The 17,384-nt window shown below is 61.1% G+C and carries 18 protein-coding genes and 1 tRNA gene; 13 read left to right on the plus strand and 6 right to left on the minus strand.

The annotated features are described in order from the left end of the window. The first annotated feature begins 20 nt into the window (after positions 1 to 20). From phrB to NJC40_RS01555, 7 genes are read left to right on the plus strand one after another with little or no spacing between them, the layout of a single operon-like run. Complete coding sequence (gene phrB, locus NJC40_RS01525; RefSeq protein WP_045483173.1) at positions 21 to 1,460, plus strand: deoxyribodipyrimidine photo-lyase; 1,440 nt, start codon at positions 21 to 23, stop codon at positions 1,458 to 1,460. Then, entirely contained in the window at positions 1,460 to 1,882 is a 423-nt protein-coding gene (locus NJC40_RS01530) for a nuclear transport factor 2 family protein (RefSeq protein WP_045483176.1), read from the plus strand. Before phrB ends, NJC40_RS01530 begins: the two co-directional genes overlap by 1 nt. Next, on the plus strand, positions 1,879 to 2,670 hold the full coding sequence (locus tag NJC40_RS01535; protein ID WP_253140576.1) for an SDR family NAD(P)-dependent oxidoreductase: 792 nt from the start codon (positions 1,879 to 1,881) through the stop codon (positions 2,668 to 2,670). The genes NJC40_RS01530 and NJC40_RS01535 overlap by 4 nt, the downstream gene beginning before the upstream one ends. Beyond that, the gene (locus tag NJC40_RS01540; protein ID WP_253111727.1) at positions 2,667 to 3,914 is read left to right on the plus strand and encodes an NAD(P)/FAD-dependent oxidoreductase; all 1,248 of its coding nucleotides are present in this window, start codon (positions 2,667 to 2,669) and stop codon (positions 3,912 to 3,914) included. The genes NJC40_RS01535 and NJC40_RS01540 overlap by 4 nt, the downstream gene beginning before the upstream one ends. Beyond that, positions 3,911 to 4,717, plus strand: coding sequence for a DUF1365 domain-containing protein (locus NJC40_RS01545; RefSeq protein ID WP_253140577.1), 807 nt, complete (start codon positions 3,911 to 3,913; stop codon positions 4,715 to 4,717). The genes NJC40_RS01540 and NJC40_RS01545 overlap by 4 nt, the downstream gene beginning before the upstream one ends. Beyond that, positions 4,698 to 5,966, plus strand: coding sequence for an SAM-dependent methyltransferase (locus tag NJC40_RS01550; protein ID WP_253140578.1), 1,269 nt, complete (start codon positions 4,698 to 4,700; stop codon positions 5,964 to 5,966). Before NJC40_RS01545 ends, NJC40_RS01550 begins: the two co-directional genes overlap by 20 nt. Next, on the plus strand, positions 5,959 to 6,426 hold the full coding sequence (locus tag NJC40_RS01555) for a DUF2878 domain-containing protein (RefSeq protein ID WP_253140579.1): 468 nt from the start codon (positions 5,959 to 5,961) through the stop codon (positions 6,424 to 6,426). Before NJC40_RS01550 ends, NJC40_RS01555 begins: the two co-directional genes overlap by 8 nt. 114 nt (positions 6,427 to 6,540) lie before the next feature. On the opposite strand, the gene NJC40_RS01560 is transcribed toward NJC40_RS01555, so the two are convergent. The 6 genes from NJC40_RS01560 to hemA all read right to left on the minus strand — a co-directional run bounded on the left by NJC40_RS01560 (position 6,541) and on the right by hemA (position 11,917). Then, positions 6,541 to 7,059, minus strand: coding sequence for an acyloxyacyl hydrolase (locus NJC40_RS01560; protein ID WP_045493787.1), 519 nt, complete (start codon positions 7,057 to 7,059; stop codon positions 6,541 to 6,543). 115 nt (positions 7,060 to 7,174) lie between these two features. Then, the gene (gene murI / locus NJC40_RS01565; RefSeq protein WP_253111723.1) at positions 7,175 to 7,990 is read right to left on the minus strand and encodes a glutamate racemase; all 816 of its coding nucleotides are present in this window, start codon (positions 7,988 to 7,990) and stop codon (positions 7,175 to 7,177) included. Next, a complete protein-coding gene (locus tag NJC40_RS01570) occupies positions 7,987 to 8,733 on the minus strand; it encodes a molybdopterin-synthase adenylyltransferase MoeB (RefSeq protein WP_162484332.1) in 747 nt (248 codons plus the stop codon). The genes murI and NJC40_RS01570 overlap by 4 nt, the downstream gene beginning before the upstream one ends. After that, a complete protein-coding gene (gene prmC / locus NJC40_RS01575) occupies positions 8,727 to 9,560 on the minus strand; it encodes a peptide chain release factor N(5)-glutamine methyltransferase (RefSeq protein ID WP_253140580.1) in 834 nt (277 codons plus the stop codon). The genes NJC40_RS01570 and prmC overlap by 7 nt, the downstream gene beginning before the upstream one ends. Continuing rightward, positions 9,561 to 10,643 (minus strand): peptide chain release factor 1, encoded by a 1,083-nt coding sequence (prfA, locus tag NJC40_RS01580; protein WP_045483203.1) that lies wholly within the window; start codon positions 10,641 to 10,643, stop codon positions 9,561 to 9,563. Beyond that, positions 10,640 to 11,917: a glutamyl-tRNA reductase gene (gene hemA / locus NJC40_RS01585; protein WP_045483205.1), complete on the minus strand. Its 1,278-nt coding sequence runs from the start codon at positions 11,915 to 11,917 to the stop codon at positions 10,640 to 10,642. The genes prfA and hemA overlap by 4 nt, the downstream gene beginning before the upstream one ends. A 214-nt stretch (positions 11,918 to 12,131) precedes the next feature. On the opposite strand from hemA, the gene NJC40_RS01590 reads away from it, so the two are divergent. From NJC40_RS01590 to NJC40_RS01615, 6 genes are all read left to right on the plus strand, one after another. Beyond that, on the plus strand, positions 12,132 to 13,859 hold the full coding sequence (locus tag NJC40_RS01590) for a tetratricopeptide repeat protein (protein ID WP_253140581.1): 1,728 nt from the start codon (positions 12,132 to 12,134) through the stop codon (positions 13,857 to 13,859). A gap of 209 nt (positions 13,860 to 14,068) precedes the next feature. Further along, positions 14,069 to 14,686: a lipoprotein insertase outer membrane protein LolB gene (gene lolB / locus NJC40_RS01595; protein ID WP_045483211.1), complete on the plus strand. Its 618-nt coding sequence runs from the start codon at positions 14,069 to 14,071 to the stop codon at positions 14,684 to 14,686. A 4-nt stretch (positions 14,687 to 14,690) separates the two neighbouring features. Then, complete coding sequence (gene ispE, locus NJC40_RS01600) at positions 14,691 to 15,539, plus strand: 4-(cytidine 5'-diphospho)-2-C-methyl-D-erythritol kinase (protein WP_045483214.1); 849 nt, start codon at positions 14,691 to 14,693, stop codon at positions 15,537 to 15,539. A 39-nt stretch (positions 15,540 to 15,578) separates the two neighbouring features. Then, positions 15,579 to 15,653, plus strand: a tRNA-Gln gene (locus NJC40_RS01605). 45 nt (positions 15,654 to 15,698) lie between these two features. After that, positions 15,699 to 16,640 carry a ribose-phosphate pyrophosphokinase gene (locus NJC40_RS01610; RefSeq protein ID WP_002552145.1) on the plus strand — a complete coding sequence of 314 codons (942 nt, stop codon included), beginning with the start codon at positions 15,699 to 15,701 and terminating at the stop codon, positions 16,638 to 16,640. A 139-nt stretch (positions 16,641 to 16,779) separates the two neighbouring features. Beyond that, positions 16,780 to 17,376: a 50S ribosomal protein L25/general stress protein Ctc gene (locus NJC40_RS01615; protein WP_045483216.1), complete on the plus strand. Its 597-nt coding sequence runs from the start codon at positions 16,780 to 16,782 to the stop codon at positions 17,374 to 17,376. The last annotated feature ends 8 nt before the right edge of the window (positions 17,377 to 17,384 follow it).

Here is a 17,384-nt window from a genome sequence, read left to right on the forward strand (position 1 = left end):
CCCGATCCTGAGGACTTTTCATGCAACTGCTCTGGCTGCGCAGCGACTTGCGCGTACATGACAACACTGCCCTGAACGCCGCGATGGCTAAAGGCCCGACCGTGGCGCTGTTCCTGCTCAGCCCTGCCCAATGGCAGCGCCATGACGATGCCGGCTGCAAAGTGGATTTCTGGCTACGCAACCTGGTCGAGCTGGAAAAAGCCTTGGGCAAGTTGAATGTACCGCTGCTGATTCGCCAGGCCGATACCTGGGACAAGGCGCCGCAGGTGCTGCTCAAGTTGTGCGAAGAACTCAAGATCGAGGCCGTGCACGCCAACGAGGAATATGGCGTCAATGAGAGCAGCCGCGACCAGGCGGTGCGCCAGGCGCTGGAAAAAGCCGATATCGGCTGGCACAGCCACCTGGACCAGTTGCTGTTCCCGCCGGGCAGCGTTCTGACCAAAAGCGGGCAGTATTTTCAGGTCTATAGCCAGTTCCGCAAGGTGTGTTACGCACGCCTGCACACCTCGATCCCCCAGCCGCAGCGCCTGCACAAGGCGCAGCCGCCGTTGCAGATCAGCAGCGATGCAGTGCCGGACCAGGTCAAGGGCTTCGACACCCCCTCGCAGGCACTGCGCGAGCTATGGCCGGCCGGCGAGGCCGAAGCCCGGCGGCGGCTTGACCAGTTCAGTGACGAGCAAATTCACTACTATCTGAGCGAGCGCGACTTTCCGGCCAAGCCTGGCACCAGTCAGCTCTCGGCGTATCTTGCCGCCGGGGTAATTTCCCCCCGCCAGTGCCTGCATGCCGCGCTTAACAGCAACCAGGGTGAGTTCGAGAGCGGTAACGAAGGCAGCGTCACCTGGATCAACGAATTGCTGTGGCGCGAGTTCTACAAGCACACCCTGGTGGGTTACCCGCGGGTGTCCAGGCACCGCGCCTTCCGCCTGGAAACCGAAGCCCTGCGCTGGCGCAACGCGCCCAGGGATCTTGAAGCCTGGCAGCAGGGCCGCACCGGGATACCTATCATTGATGCGGCGATGCGCCAATTGCTGGAAACCGGCTGGATGCACAATCGCCTGCGCATGGTCGTGGCAATGTTCCTGACCAAGAACCTGCTGATCGACTGGCGCGAGGGCGAGCGGTTTTTCATGCGTCATCTGATCGACGGCGATCTGGCCGCCAATAACGGCGGCTGGCAGTGGAGTTCGTCCACCGGCACTGATTCGGCGCCGTACTTCCGTATTTTCAACCCGCTGTCGCAGTCAGAGAAATTCGACCCCGAGGGCCGCTTTATCAAACAGTGGTTGCCGGAGCTGGCCGGGCTGAACAAAAAAGAGGTGCATAACCCCTCGGCGGCAGGCGGCCTGTTTGGCGTGCAAGGCTACCCACAACCGATTGTCGACCTGAGCGCCAGCCGCACCCGCGCCCTGGAGGCATTCAAGAATCTTCCTCACCGGCAGGTCAGCCAGGAGCATTGATGAGCGATTTCCTCCAGCAGTTCGCCCACGGCTTTGCGGCGCTGAACAAAGACAACCTCGACCGCCTTGGCCAGTTGTACAGCGAGGACGTGTGCTTCAGCGACCCGTTGCACAACCTGCAGGGGCTGGGACAGATGCGCGAGTATTTCGACCAGTTGTACGCCAATGTCAGCGAGCTGAGCTTTGACTTTCATGGCTTCGATGAAGTGCGCCCCGGCGCCGGTTATCTGCTGTGGACCATGCATTACCGGCATCCGCGCCTGGAAGGCGGCAAGCTGCTGCAGGTCGAAGGCTGCTCGCATCTGCTGTGGCACGACAAGGTGTATCGCCACCGCGATTACTTCGACGCCGGCGCCCTGCTTTATGAACACCTGCCAGTGCTGGGCGGGGTGATTGGCTGGTTGAAGCGGAGGCTGGCATGAAGCGGCGTGTCTGGTTGACCGGTGCCAGCAGCGGCATCGGCCATGCGTTGGCGGTGCAACTGCTGCAAGACGGCCACCAGTTGGCCTTGACCGCGCGCAACGTCGAGCCGCTGGAGGCATTGGCGCGGCGCTTTCCCGGCCAGACGCTGCTGGTGCCCGGTGACCTTACCGATGCCGCCCAGGTAAAGGCGATGGGTGAGCGTATCCAGCAGCACTGGGGCGCGCTGGACAGCGCCATCCTCAACGCCGGCACCTGTGAATACCTCGAGACGTCCAGCTTCGACGCCAGCCTGGTGGAACGGGTAATCCGCACCAACCTGATCGCCACCAGCCTGTGTATTCAGGAGGCGCTGCCGCTGTTACGTCAGGGCCAGCGGCCGCATCTGGTCGGTGTCGCCAGCGCGGTAACCTTTCTGGCCCTGCCAAGGGCCGAAGCTTATGGCGCGTCCAAGGCCGGCCTGCGCTACCTGCTCGAATCGCTGCGCGTCGACCTGGCCCATGAGCAGATTGACGTCACCGTGGTCAGCCCAGGTTTTGTCGACACGCCACTGACTGCCCGTAATGACTTCCCGATGCCGATGCGCTGGTCGGTCGAAAAAGCCGCACGGCACATTGCCCAGCGCCTGCAACGGCCCCGCCGCCCACTGGAAATCGCCTTTCCGTGGCTGTTTATCTTCAGCCTGCGGCTGCTCGGGTTGCTGCCGGCCCGCCTGCGTCTGATGCTGGGCAAACGCATGGCCCGGCCAGCCGCTTCGCCCTCTTCGTCTGAGAATAAGGACATTCAATGAAAATTGCCGTGATCGGCTCTGGTATTTCCGGCCTGACCTGCGCCTGGTTGCTTGACCGCCGCCATGAGGTGACGGTCTTCGAAGCCTCCAGCTGGATCGGCGGGCACACTCACACGGTGGATGTGCAGGTCGGCGGCCGTGATTACGCCATCGATACCGGCTTCATTGTGTTCAACGACTGGACTTACCCGAACTTCATCCGCCTGCTCGGCCAGTTGGGCGTCGCTTATCAACCGGCAGAAATGAGCTTTTCGGTGCATGACCCGAAAACCGCCACCGAATACAACGGCAATAACCTAAACAGCCTGTTCGCCCAGCGCAGCAACCTGCTGTCGCCCGCGTTCTGGGGCATGCTGCGCGACATTCTGCGGTTCAATCGCCAGGCCATTGCCGACCTGGAGCAACAGCGGATCGCCGCCGACACCACGCTGGGCGAGTACCTGCGCGCCAAGGGCTATGGCACGCGCTTTATCGAGCACTACATCGTGCCCATGGGCTCGGCGATCTGGTCGATGTCGCTCAACGAGATGCTCGGCTTTCCGTTGCAGTTCTTTGTGCGTTTCTTCAAGAACCACGGTTTGTTATCGGTGACAGACCGTCCGCAATGGCAAGTCATCCAAGGCGGCTCGCGCAGCTACATCGACCCCCTGACCGCCCGTTTTCGTGAGCGTATCCGCCTGGACTGCCCGGTCCAGCGCGTCGAGCGCGATGATGGCGGGGTGACGCTGCACAGCGGCGCCGGCAGCGAGCGGTTCGATCAGGTGGTGTTTGCCTGTCATAGCGACCAGGCGCTGCAAATGCTGGCCGCACCGACCGCGGCCGAACAGCAGATCCTTGGCGCCCTGCCCTATGCCGAGAACGACGTGGTGCTGCACACCGACACCCGCCTGCTGCCCGACCGCCGCCTGGCCTGGGCCAGCTGGAACTACCGGCTCGGCGGCGACCCGCAGCAGATGGCTGCGGTCACCTACAACATGAACATCCTGCAAGGGCTGCACAGCGACACCACGTTCTGCGTCAGCCTCAATCAGACGAGCGCCATCGACCCGGCGAAGATCCTCGGCCGCTACCGCTACGCCCACCCGCAATACAGCCTGGCCGCCGTAGCAGCGCAAGCACGCTGGGCCGAACTCAAAGGTGCCAACCACAGCTGGTATTGCGGCGCCTACTGGGCCAACGGGTTTCATGAGGACGGCGTCAGCAGCGCGCTGCGGGTGGCCGAAGCCTTTGGGGAAACGTTGTGAACAGCGCCCTGTACAGCGGCTGGATCGCCCACCGGCGCTTCGTGCCGCGCGGGCATCAGTTTCGCTACCGGATCGGGCTGCTGTACCTGGACCTCGACGAGCAGGACGCGGTACTCGGCCTTTCCCCGCTGGCCGGCAAGCAGCGCTTCATTCCGTTCTCGTTCCGCGAAACCGATTACCTCAAGGCCTGGACCGGCCGCGGCGTACCGCTGATCGATGCGGTACGCGAGCGCGTCGCAGAGGCGCTGGGCAAAGTGCCCGACGGGCGCATCTGCCTGCTGACCCAGGCGCGCAGTTGGGGTCTGGCGTTCAACCCGGTGAGTTTCTTCTATTGCCATGACCGCAACGGCGCCTTGCAAGCGATTCTCTGTGAAGTCAGCAATACGCCCTGGCGTGAGCGTTATCACTATGTACTGCCGGCTCAAGGTACGGGGCATCAACACTTTGCCGTGGCCAAGGCCTTTCATGTCTCGCCGTTCATGCCCCGCGATCTGGAATACCGCATGAAATTCAGCCCGGCCGCCGAACGCCTGGGCGTACATATGGCGGACTGGCAAGGCGAGCAGAAGGTCTTTGATGCAACCTTGACCCTGCAACGCCAGGCGCTCAGCCGCAGCACCCTGCACCGCTACCTGCTGGCCTTTCCATGGATGACCGCCAAAACCTGCTTGGCCATCTACTGGCAAGCCCTGCGCCTGCTGCTCAAACGGATCCCGATTGTCGACCATCAACCTGCCGAAGGCGAATACCGCACGGCCACAATGCCTCCCAAGGAAAGACCTCATGAAAAGCCTCAGCAGTAGTTTTTCCGCGTCACGGACCACCTATGGCCTGACCGCAGGTTTGTTGCGCAAGGGCGTACTGCGCCAGTTGGGTAACTTGCGTCAAGGCCAACTGGTGATCGTCGAAGGCAATGAGCGTCAGGTATTCGGCCGCGCCGGCGCGTTGCTGCAAGGCGAGATTCAGGTGCTCGACAGCGCGCTCTGGGGCATGGTCGCCAGCAATGGCTCGATTGGTGCCGCCGAGGCGTTTATCCACGGCTATTGGACCACCCCTGACCTTACCGCCGTGGTACGCATCTTCGTCAGCAACCTCGATGTGCTGGACGCCATGGAAGGTGGGCTTGCGCGCCTGACCCGGCCACTGCTGCATGGCCTGCACTGGCTCAACCGCAATACCCGCCAGGGCTCGCGGAAAAACATCGAGGCGCATTACGACCTGGGCAACCGCCTGTTCGAACAGTTTCTCGACCCGACCATGATGTACTCGGCGGCGCAGTTTCGCAGCGCCGACGACACTCTGGAACAGGCGCAGCTCAACAAGCTGGAGCGCATCTGCCAGAAGCTTGACCTCAAACCCGAAGACCATCTGCTGGAGATCGGCACCGGCTGGGGCAGCATGGCGATTTATGCCGCGCAGCACTACGGCTGCCGGGTGACCACCACCACCCTGTCCAAAGAACAGTTCGCCTATACCGAACAGCGCCTGATTGATCTGGGCCTGCAGGACCGGGTGACCCTGCTGCTGGAGGACTACCGCGACCTGAGCGGCGAGTACGACAAGCTGGTGTCCATCGAGATGATCGAAGCCGTGGGCCACCGCTTTTTGCCTACCTATTTCAAGCAATGCGCCAGCCTGCTCAAGCCCGACGGGCTGATGTTGCTGCAGGCGATTACCATCCGCGAACAACGCTACGAGCAGGCACGGCGCAATGTGGACTTTATCCAGCGCTATATATTCCCCGGCGGCGCGCTGCCTTCGGTACACAAGATGCTGGAAATCGTCGGCAGCGACACCGACATGAATCTGCTGCACATGGAGGATTTCGGTCTGCACTACGCCCGAACCCTGCGCCTGTGGCACGACAACTTCCGCCAGGCCCACACACAGTTGAAAGAACTCGGCTACGACGATTACTTCCTGCGCCTATGGGAGTTCTACCTGTGCTACTGCGAGGGCGGCTTCATCGAACGAACCATCGGCACCGCACAACTGCTGCTGGCCAAGCCACAGGCACAACGCTCGCCACTGCTCGGCAAACTTGATGCGTGACAAGCTCATCAACGCCCTGCTGTTCCAGGCGGGCTGGTTCGCCTGTGTGCTGGACTGGTTGTGGCTGGCGGCGCTGATTCTGGGCGTGCACATCCTGCGTCACGGGCAAATACGCCTGCTGCTCAGCGTGATGCTGTTCGGCACCTTGCTCGACAGCGCCCTGACCTGGCTTGGGGTGTTCGATTTCAGTACGGGCAGCCAATGGATACCGCTGTGGCTGATGCTGCTCTGGGCACTACTGGGCACGACCTTGAACCACTGCCTGGCCTGGACAGCAAAGCCGTGGTGGCTGGGGAGTTTGCTGGGTGCAGTAAGCGGGCCACTGTCGTATTACGCCGGGGCGCAACTGGCGGGGGTGGGGTTGCCGCTGGGGCTGTGGCCGAGTCTGTTGCTGCTGGCCGCAATCTGGGCGGTAGTGTTGCCGTTGTTACATGGGCTGGCGCGGCGTGTTCGCGGTTGAAGCGGTTCGCTGCCCGGCCGTTACCGGGTTGCGTGTAAACCCCATAGGAGCGGCTTCAGCCGCGAAAGCTTTCGCAGCTGAAGCTGCTCCTACAGAACCGGGCAGTGGGCGGTATCAGAACGGCAGCTTGTAATGCAGCGCGTAGCTTTCAATCCCGTCGTTCGGCTGTTTGAGGCCGGCGTTGGAGTAATGGGTGGCGCGGATGCCCACTTCATGACCACCGGCAAAACGCAGGCCGAAGCCGATGCGGTCTTCAAAGTTGAACGAACTGCCCAGCTTGTTACCTTCGATCTGGGTATTGGAGAAGCCCGCAATACCAATACCGGCCTCAATGTAAGGCTTGACGCTGTTGCCGGCGAATTCATACACAAACACTGGCGAGAACGACAGCGAGTGGTTGTCCTTGTATTTGTCACCGTCCCAGAACGTATAGGCCGCATCCCAGTAACCGGTCAGGCGGCCGACATCGCTTTGCAGCCAGCTCTTGTCCCAATCGAACTGCACGCCCAACCGATAGGTCATGGTCGACTCACCGGTATAACCCACGGAGAACTCCGCACCATCAGCCTGTGCAACGCAAACCTGCCCCATCATGGCAGCTGCAAACACAGCCACGCTAAAAAGTCGTTTCATCAGAAACATCCCTGAATAATCACGCCGTTATAGTTTTTTGAAGCTTGCAGACCTGTAGATAGAAATCTGTAACCAAACATTAGTTCAGTCGCGCCAACAGAATTTCACATTTTTTTTACAAGTTGAAGCTTTGCACACTGTCGGCGCTTTTCCATAGGGTAGGTAAGATTTTTCTGAAGTTGTCCGAATCGCCACTGGTCCAGAACTGAGTTGGCCGAGCCGGCCCCTGCGCCGTCAGCTCACGTTGCTCGAGCAGGCGCTGCAACTGGCGGGCTACCGCAGCCCCGGTGTCGATCAGGCTGATGTGCGCTGGCAGCATCTGGCGCAGCAGCGGTTTAAGAAACGGATAGTGGGTACAGCCCAGAATCAGGGTGTCACAACCTTGTGCCAGCAGCGGCTCGACGTAGCGTTGCAGCAGCCGGGTAATGGCCGGGCCATGCAGCTCGCCGGTTTCGATCAGTTCCACCAGTCCGGGGCACGGCTGGGTCACGACCCGCACATCACCGGCAAAACGGTCGAGCAAGGCGGCGAATCGAGCACTCTGCAACGTACCGGTGGTCGCCAGCACCCCCACCACGCCACTGCGGGTCGCGGCGGCCGCCGGTTTGACGGCAGGCTCCATGGCCACCAGCGGCCAGTCCGGGTAGCGCTCACGCAGTTGCGCAGCAGCGGCGGCAGTGGCCGTGTTACACGCCAGCACCAGCGCCTTGGCGCCCTGGGCATGGAAAAAACCGGCGATGCTCATGCAGCGCTGGACAATGAACTCGGGGCTTTTCTCGCCGTAGGGCACATGCCCGGCATCGGCAAGGTAATACAACGACTCGGCCGGCAACAGGCGGCGGATCTCGGCCAGCACCGACAGGCCGCCAACCCCGGAGTCGAACACCGCCACCGGCGCTTGGCGAGCATGGCTCATCTGCACCTCAGTCATGAACCACACACGGCACAAGCCGGATCACGGCGCACTTTCAGCTCGCGAAAGCGCGTGCCCAGCGCGTCGATCAACAACAACCGGCCGACCATCGGCTCGCCAAAGCCGGCCAATAGTTTCAGCGCCTCAAGGGCTTGCAGGCTGCCGACCAGCCCCACCAGCGGGCCGATGACCCCGGCTTCGCTGCAGGTCAGTTCGGTATCGCTGCCGTGGCCGTACAGGCAGTGGTAACACGGACTCTCGGCACGGCGTGGGTCAAATACCGACAGCTGCCCTTCCTGACGAATCGCCGCCCCGCTGACCAGCGGTTTGCCGGCGGCGACACAGGCGGCATTGACCGCCTCGCGGGTGGAGAAGTTGTCGCAGCAATCGAGTACCAGATCGACCCCGGCGATTACGGCCGCCAGCGAATCGGCATCCAGTGCCTGACGATGCGGCACCAGCGTGACCAGCGGATTGATCGCCGCCAGCCGGGTCATTGCCGAGTCAACCTTGAGCACCCCGACACTGTGGCTATCGTGAATGACCTGGCGTTGCAGATTGGTCAGGTCGACGCTGTCGAAGTCCGCCAGATGCAACTCGCCGACCCCTGCCGCCGCCAGATACAGCGCCACCGGCGAGCCCAGCCCGCCCAGGCCGACGATCAGTACACGGCTGGCCTTCAGGCGCAACTGGCCGTCGATATCCACGTGTTGCAGGAGAATCTGCCGGCTGTAACGCAGCAGCTCTTGGTCACTCAGCACGGCAGGCATCCGAAGCTGATGCGCTCGTGATCACCCAGATCGCGGCGGGTCTGTACGCGCTGATAGCCATGCTCGACCAGCAACTCGCGCACCGCAGCGCCCTGGTCATAGCCGTGTTCAAGCATCAACCAGCCAGCGGGGTTCAGATGCTCCACGGCCTGGGCAATGATCACCCGGATGTCATCCAGGCCATCGCCACCGGAGGTCAGCGCGCTGCTGGGTTCAAAGCGCACGTCGCCCTGGCTCAGGTGCGGATCGGTATCGGCGATATAAGGCGGATTGCTGATGATCAAATCGAAACGCTCATCACCCAGCGCCTCGAACCAATGACTCTGCAGGACCTTGGCATTGTCCAGGTGCAGGCGCTGGCGATTGCGCTCGGCCAGCGCCACCGCTTCCGGTACTCGGTCGACAGCGGTAACCCGCCAGTTGCGCTTTTCATTGGCCAGCGCCAGGGCGATCGCCCCGCTGCCGGTGCCCAGATCGAGCACACTGGCCGACGCGAAGGGCGGGACCTGCTCCAGAGCGGCCTCCACCAGCATCTCGGTTTCAGGACGCGGAATCAGCGTATGCGGCGCCACCTCCAGATCCAGCTTCCAGAAGCCTTGCTGGCCCAGGATATAGGCCACCGGCTCACCGCTGCGGCGGCGCTCCAAGTAACCCGAGAACGCCTGGGCCGCCTCGCTGCTGACGATCCGCTCTGGCCAGGTGTGCAGAAAGCTGCGCGGTTTGCCCAGTGCCGCTGCCAGCAGCAACTCGGCGTCCAGACGCGCCGTCGGAGAATCGGGAAGTTCAGCACTTCTTAACAGGCTGGCGATGATGGTCATTTATTCACCCAGTGCCGCGAGTTGGTCTGCCTGGTATTCGGCAAGCAATGGTTCTATCACTGCATCGACTCCACCGGCCAAAACTTCATCCAGCGAATACAAGGTGAGATTGATCCGATGGTCGGTCACCCGGCCTTGCGGATAGTTGTAGGTGCGAATGCGCTCGGAACGGTCGCCTGAGCCGACCAGCAGCTTGCGCTCGGTGGCAATGGCGTTGGCCGCCGCACTGCTTTGCATGTCGTTGAGTTTGGCAGACAACCACGACATTGCCCGGGCGCGGTTCTTGTGTTGCGAACGCTCTTCCTGGCACTCGACCACGATACCGGTAGGCAAGTGGGTGATGCGGATCGCCGAATCGGTCTTGTTGACGTGCTGACCACCGGCCCCCGAGGCACGGTAGGTGTCGACGCGCAATTCTGCCGGGTTGATCTCGATGGCCTGCTGTTCATCAGGCTCGGCGAGCACTGCCACGGTGCAGGCCGAGGTGTGGATGCGACCCTGGGATTCGGTTTCCGGCACGCGCTGGACACGGTGCGCACCGGACTCGAACTTGAGCTTGCCATAGACACTGTCGCCCTCGACGCGGGCAATGATTTCTTTGTAGCCGCCGTGCTCGCCTTCGTTCTCGGACAAAACCTCGACCCGCCAGCCACGCCGCTCGGCGTAACGCGAATACATCCGGAACAGGTCGCCGGAAAAAATCGCCGCCTCGTCACCGCCGGTGCCGGCGCGAATTTCCAGAAACACGTTACGCCCGTCGTTAGGGTCTTTGGGCAGCAACATGCGTTGCAGTTGCTCTTCGAGCGCCTGCAATTGCAGCTTGCCTTCGCGCACCTCTTCGACGGCCATTTCACGCATGTCCGGGTCGCTGTCCTTGAGCAGCGCCTGGGCGCCGTCAAGATCAGCCAGCACCTTCAGACGCTGCTTATAGGTCTCGATGACCGGCTCCACTTCGGCGTATTCACGCGAATAGGCACGGAATTTGGTCTGGTCGCTGATGACTTCCGCGTCGCCGAGCAGCGCGGTCAGTTCCTCGAACCGGTCGTTGAGCACGTCCAGCTTATTGAGCAGTGAAGCTTTCATTGCGGGGATTTATCCGTCGAGCCCTCACCGAGGGCGAATAGTTCCTGGGCCATGGCCAGCGCATCGAGGCGGCCTTCGGCAGACAGCTTCTTGAGCTGCACACTTGGCGCATGCAGCAGCTTGTTGGTCAGGCCACGGGCCAGTTGCACAAGGATTTCCTCGGCATTACCGCCATTGGCCAGCAGGCGCTGGGCCTTGCTCAGTTCTTCATCGCGCAGGCGTTCGCTCTGCTGACGATAGGCCTTGAGCACATCGACCGCCGCCAGTTCGCGCAGCCGTGACATGAACTCTTCGGCACCGACCTCGACCAGCGCTTCGGCGGCCAGCGCGGCGCCCTGGCGTGACTTGAGGTTTTCCGCGACCACTTCGTGCAGGTCGTCGACGGTATACAGGTAGACGTCGTCCAGCTCACCGACCTGGGCCTCGATATCCCGCGGCACGGCGATATCGACCATGAAGATCGGCTTGTGCTTGCGCAGCTTCAGTGCACTTTCAACCGCGCCCTTGCCCAGAATCGGCAACTGACTGGCGGTGGAACTGATGACGATATCGCTGTTGACCAGCTCGGCCGGGATATCCGAAAGCAGCACCGCATGGGCGCCGAACTCGGCGGCCAGAATGCTGGCGCGCTCCAGGGTCCGGTTGGCGACCACGATACGTTTGACGCCCAGATCGCGCAGGTGGCGAGCAACCAGGGTGATGGTCTCGCCGGCGCCGATCAGCAACGCCTGGCTGCGTTGCAGGTCACTGAAGATCTGCTTGGCCAGGCTGACCGCAGCAAAGGCCACTGACACCGGGTTTTCACCAATGGCCGTGTCAGTACGCACCTGCTTGGCGGCGCTGAAGGTGGCCTGAAACAGCCGGCCGAGCAGCGGCCCCACCGTACCGGCCTCACGGGCCACGGCATAGGCGGATTTCATCTGGCCGAGAATCTGCGGCTCGCCCAGCACCAGCGAGTCGAGCCCGGAGGCGACGCGCATCATATGCCGTACGGCGGAATCATCCTGATGCACATAAGCACTCGCCTGTAACTCTTCGAGGCTAAGCTGGTGGTAACTGGCCAGCCAGCCCAGCACGGCGTCGGCGCTCAGGTGTTCATGGGCGATGTACAACTCGCTGCGGTTGCAGGTCGACAGGATTGCTGCTTCGCTGCTGTCAGTCAGGCGGCAGAGCTGTTGCAGGGCCTCAACCAACTGCTCAGGCGTAAATGCCACGCGCTCGCGCACGTCTACTGAGGCAGTCTTATGGTTGATACCAAGTGCAAGGAAGGCCATTCAGGGTCGCTGGTGGTGACGTGAAGCCAGCAATTGTCCTACTTAGCCAGGATTAGAACAACCACCGTAGATTATTGTCCCACTAGAAATCCGGCCAATTGCCCCTGAAATACCGGCACCGGCGGGGGCTCCGGTTTTTTAAAGCCGCTGTGGGTTTTGCCGACAGCCTTGTGTCATGATGGTCCAAACCGCAGGTAAGCCGCCTCTCTTATATATGAATAAATCCCCCGCGTTGTTCCTCGCCCTCGTCATGCTCGGCGGATGTCAGTCTTTGGCTCCGGTCGACACACCTTCGGCGCAGGCCCAGAAAGAACCGACCCCGGCACCGGCTGAAAAGCCGGTGGTGTACGGCTCGTTCACCCAGGAGACGATGTACAGCCTGCTGGTGGCCGAACTGGCTGGGCAACGCAATCGCTTCGATATTGCCCTGGACAACTACGTGTCTCAGGCGGCGACCACCCAGGATCCGGCCGTCTCCGAACGCGCCTTTCGTATCGCAGAATACGTCGGTGCCGATGACGCGGCGCTGGATACCGCACTGATCTGGGCGCGCAATAACCCGGAAAATCTCGAGTCGCAACGCGCAGCCGCCATTCAACTGGCCCGCGCCGGTCGTTACGACGACTCGATGCGTTATATGGAGCGGGTTCTGCAGGGGCAGGGCGACACGCATTTTGATTTCCTTGCGCTGGCGGCCGCCGAAACCGACTCCGACACTCGCAATGCACTGATCAAGAGCTTCGACCGGCTGCTGGCCAAATACCCCAACAATGGCCAACTGGTGTTCGGCAAGGCCCTGCTGCTGCAGCAGAACGGCGACTCTGAACAGTCGCTCAAGCTGCTTGAAGACAACCCGCCCAAAGACGGCGAGATTGCCCCGATCCTGTTGCGTACCCGCCTGCTGCAAAGCCTGGGGCGCGGCAAGGAAGGCTTATCGATCCTGGAAAAAAGCCTCAAGAAATACCCCGACGAGAAGCGCCTGCGCCTGACCTACGCGCGCATGCTGGTCGAACAGGACCGCATGACCGACGCCAAGGCGCAGTTCGCCAACCTGTTGCAGCAATACCCTGACGACGATGACCTGCGCCTGTCGCTGGCACTGGTGTGTCTGGAAGCCAAGGCCTGGGACGAAGCCGCCGGTTATCTCGAAGAACTGGTCGCCCGCGACGCCCATGTCGACACCGCGCACCTGAACCTGGGGCGTATCTTTGAAGAGCGTGACGACCCGCAAAGTGCCCTGGATGAATATGCGCAAGTAGGGCCGAGCCAGGAGTTTCTGCCGGCGCAGTTGCGCCAGGCCGATATCCTGATCAGCAATGGCAACGCTGCCGAGGCCTCGCGGCGCCTGAAAGAAGCCCGCGACAACCAGCCGGACTACGCCATCCAGCTGTACCTGATCGAGGCCGAGACCCAGACCGCCAACAATCATCCCGAGCGTGGCTGGCAGGTGCTCAACAGCGCACTGAAACAGTTCCCGGACGACATGAACCTGCTGTATACCCGGGCCATGCTCGCGGAAAAACGCGACAATCTGGCGCAGCTTGAAACCGACCTGCGGGCCATCCTCAAGCGCGACCCGGAAAACGCCATGGCGCTCAATGCGCTGGGCTACACCCTGGCCGATCGCACTACCCGCTATGAAGAAGCCAAGGCTCTGATCGAAAAAGCCCACATCATCAACCCTGATGACCCGGCCGTGCTCGACAGCCTCGGCTGGGTGAGCTTCCGCCTCGGCAACCTCGAAGAAGCCGAGCGCCTGCTGCGCCTGGCACTGGAGCGTTTCCCCGACCATGAAGTCGCCGCCCACCTGGGCGAAGTGCTTTGGGCGCGGGGCAAAGAGCGCGAGGCGCGCCAGGTCTGGGCCAAAGCCTTTGAAGAGCAACCCGACAGCCCGGTTTTGCGCAGCACCGTGCAACGCCTGACCGGCTCCGAAAAACTCTGAACCCAAGGCTGAGGTGAACCTCGTAGGAGCGGCTATTAGCCGCGAAAGGCTTCGCAGCTAAAGCTGCTCCTACAAGGCCCCGTGTTTGCTACGCGACAGCGCGGCACCGGGGCGATAGACGAGTTCCTACCGTCGAACCAAGCTACATCACGGTTGGAACCGAACGCCGGCCAGTCGCTCCAGATCAATCTCATAACCCAGAGATGACTATGTTTTTACGCAATCTCATCGTATTCAGTTTCATCGCCCTGCTCGCCGGCTGCGCCGGTATTGGCTCGCGCGAAGCCCTGCAAGGCAAAGGCAACTCCCAGCAGTGGGGATTGCATAAACAACAGCTCAGCACCCTCGATGGCTGGCAGATCAACGGCAAGGTCGGCATTCGCGCGCCCAAAGATTCGGGCAGCGGCACGCTGTTCTGGCTGCAACGCCAGGATTACTACGATATCCGCCTGTCCGGCCCGCTGGGTCGCGGCGCGGCTCGTCTGACCGGCCGCCCTGGCAGCGTAGCCCTGGAAGTTGCCAACCAGGGGCGCTTCGAAGCGACCACCCCGGAAGGCCTGCTGGAGGAGCAACTGGGCTGGAAACTGCCAGTCTCGCATCTGGTCTGGTGGGTGCGCGGCCTGCCAGCACCGGAGACCAAGAGCCGTCTGACCCTGGATGACGACAGCCGACTGGCCAGCCTCGAACAAGACGGCTGGCAGGTCGAGTACCTCAGCTACATCGAGCAGAACGGCTTCTGGCTGCCCGAGCGGGTCAAGCTGCACGGCCAGGATCTGGACGTGACCCTGGTAATCAAAGACTGGCAACCACGCAAGCTGGGGCAGTAAACCAATGACTGACGCACCACTGTGGCTGCCCGCCCCGGCCAAGCTCAACCTGATGCTGCACATTCTCGGCCGCCGCGCCGACGGCTACCACCAGTTGCAGACCCTGTTTCAGTTCGTCGACTACGGTGACGAGCTGGGTTATGCGCTGCGCGATGACGGCCAGATCATCCTCAACACCGAAATTCCCGGCGTGCCTCACGACAGCAATCTGATCGTGCGCGCCGCCCGCGCCCTGCAAGCGCAGTCCGGTTGCCCGCTGGGCATCGACATTTGGCTGGAGAAGCGCTTGCCCATGGGCGGCGGCATCGGCGGCGGCAGCTCCGACGCCGCCACCACCCTGCTCGCCTTGAACCACCTCTGGCAACTGGGCCTGGACCATGACGCGCTGGCAAAACTGGGCCTGAGCCTGGGCGCCGACGTGCCGGTGTTCGTCCGTGGTCACGCGGCATTTGCCGAAGGCGTGGGTGAAATCCTCACCCCCGTGGAACCCGACGAGCCTTGGTATCTGGTGGTTGTGCCACAAGTCTCTGTAAGTACAGTAGAAATATTTTCCGATCCATTGTTGACACGTGATTCCAAGCCCATTAAAGTGCGCCCCGTTCCCGAGGGAAACGGTCGAAATGACTGTCAGGCAGTGGTTGAAAGACGTTATCCAGAAGTACATAACGCCTTGAAATGGCTAGGTAAATACACCGAAGCCAAACTGACTGGAACTGGAGGTTGCGTGTTTGGGGCCTTCCCAAACAAAGCTGAAGCTGATAAAGTCTCGGCCCTTCTTTCAGATCCCCTTACAGGATTTGTAGCCAAAGGCAGCAACGTTTCGATGTTGCACCGCAAGCTACAGGGTCTTTAGAGGAACAGAGTGCCAGGCACTCGAGAGCACCACCACTACAGGGGCGTCGCCAAGCGGTAAGGCAGCAGGTTTTGATCCTGCCATGCGTTGGTTCGAATCCAGCCGCCCCTGCCATTTTCCTATCTCATCCAGGTTACTCACAGCCTCCAGGTACTGCGCGTGTCCAAGATGATGGTCTTTACGGGGAATGCCAACCCCGATCTGGCTCGGCGTGTTGTACGTCAGCTGCATATCCCTCTCGGTGACGTCTCTGTCGGTAAATTCTCCGACGGCGAGATCAGCACTGAGATCAATGAAAACGTTCGCGGTAAAGACGTTTTCATTATTCAGCCGACTTGCGCTCCGACCAACGATAACCTGATGGAACTCGTCGTGATGGCTGATGCCTTCCGCCGCTCCTCAGCATCGCGAATCACTGCTGTGATCCCCTACTTTGGTTATGCCCGCCAGGATCGCCGTCCGCGTTCCGCACGTGTGGCAATCAGTGCCAAGGTCGTCGCCGACATGCTCACCGTTGTGGGTATCGACCGCGTTCTGACCGTTGACCTGCATGCTGACCAGATCCAGGGCTTCTTCGATATTCCGGTAGATAACATCTACGGTTCGCCAGTTCTGGTGGACGATATCGAAGACCAGCGCTTCGAAAACCTGATGATCGTTTCCCCGGACATCGGCGGCGTCGTGCGTGCACGTGCTGTTGCCAAGTCGCTGGGTGTCGATCTCGGCATCATCGACAAACGCCGTGAGAAAGCCAATCACTCTGAAGTGATGCATATCATTGGCGACGTTGAAGGACGCACCTGCATCCTCGTCGACGACATGGTCGATACTGCCGGTACCCTGTGCCATGCAGCCAAAGCTCTGAAAGAGCACGGCGCGGCCAAGGTATTCGCCTACTGCACACACCCTGTGCTGTCGGGTCGGGCCATCGAAAACATTGAAAATTCCGTGCTCGACGAACTGGTGGTGACCAACACCATCCCGTTGTCTGCCGCAGCACAAGCCTGCAGCCGTATCCGTCAACTGGATATCGCGCCGGTGGTGGCTGAAGCGGTTCGCCGCATCAGCAATGAAGAATCGATCAGCGCGATGTTCCGCTAAGAGCCAACAGCTTTCAGCGTGCATCTCGTCGACGAAAAGCGCCCCGCCCTGGTCATCTGGCCAAGGCGGGGCTTTTTTGCCCATATCGCCTGACGCTGGTCGCAAACGTCAGGATGATTGGCTACTTTGGAGATCCAAAATGACTGATTTCAATCTGAATGCTGAAGCGCGTTCCGACCTGGGGAAAGGTGCGAGCCGCCGCCTGCGTCGTATCGCCAGCCTGGTTCCAGCTGTTGTCTACGGTGGCGACAAAGCCCCTGAGTCGATCAGCATCCTGGCTAAAGAACTGGCCAAACTGCTGGAAAACGAAGCGTCCTACGCTCACGTTATCGCCCTGAACGTTGGCGGCCAGAAACAAGACGTGGTCATCAAGGCCCTGCAACGTCACCCAGCCAAGGGTCACGTACTGCACGCTGACTTCGTTCGCGTTGTAGCTGGTCAAAAACTGACCGCTAAAGTACCGGTTCACTTCATCAACGAAGAAGCTCCGATCAAGAAAGGCGGCGAAATCTCGCACACTACCACTGAGCTGGAAGTGAGCGTTCTGCCGAAAGACCTGCCTGAGTTCATCGAAGTTGACCTGGGTAACGCCGAAATCGGCACCACTATCCACCTGTCCGACCTCAAAGCACCTAAAGGCGTTGAGTTCGTAGCACTGGCACACGGCACCGACCTGGCTATCGCCAACGTCCACGCGCCACGTGTAGCTGCTGAAGAAGAACCTGCTGCCGAGTAATTTCATTA

Origin of the sequence: Pseudomonas sp. 21LCFQ02 (genome assembly GCF_024129895.2) — a bacterium.
Classification (GTDB): domain Bacteria; phylum Pseudomonadota; class Gammaproteobacteria; order Pseudomonadales; family Pseudomonadaceae; genus Aquipseudomonas.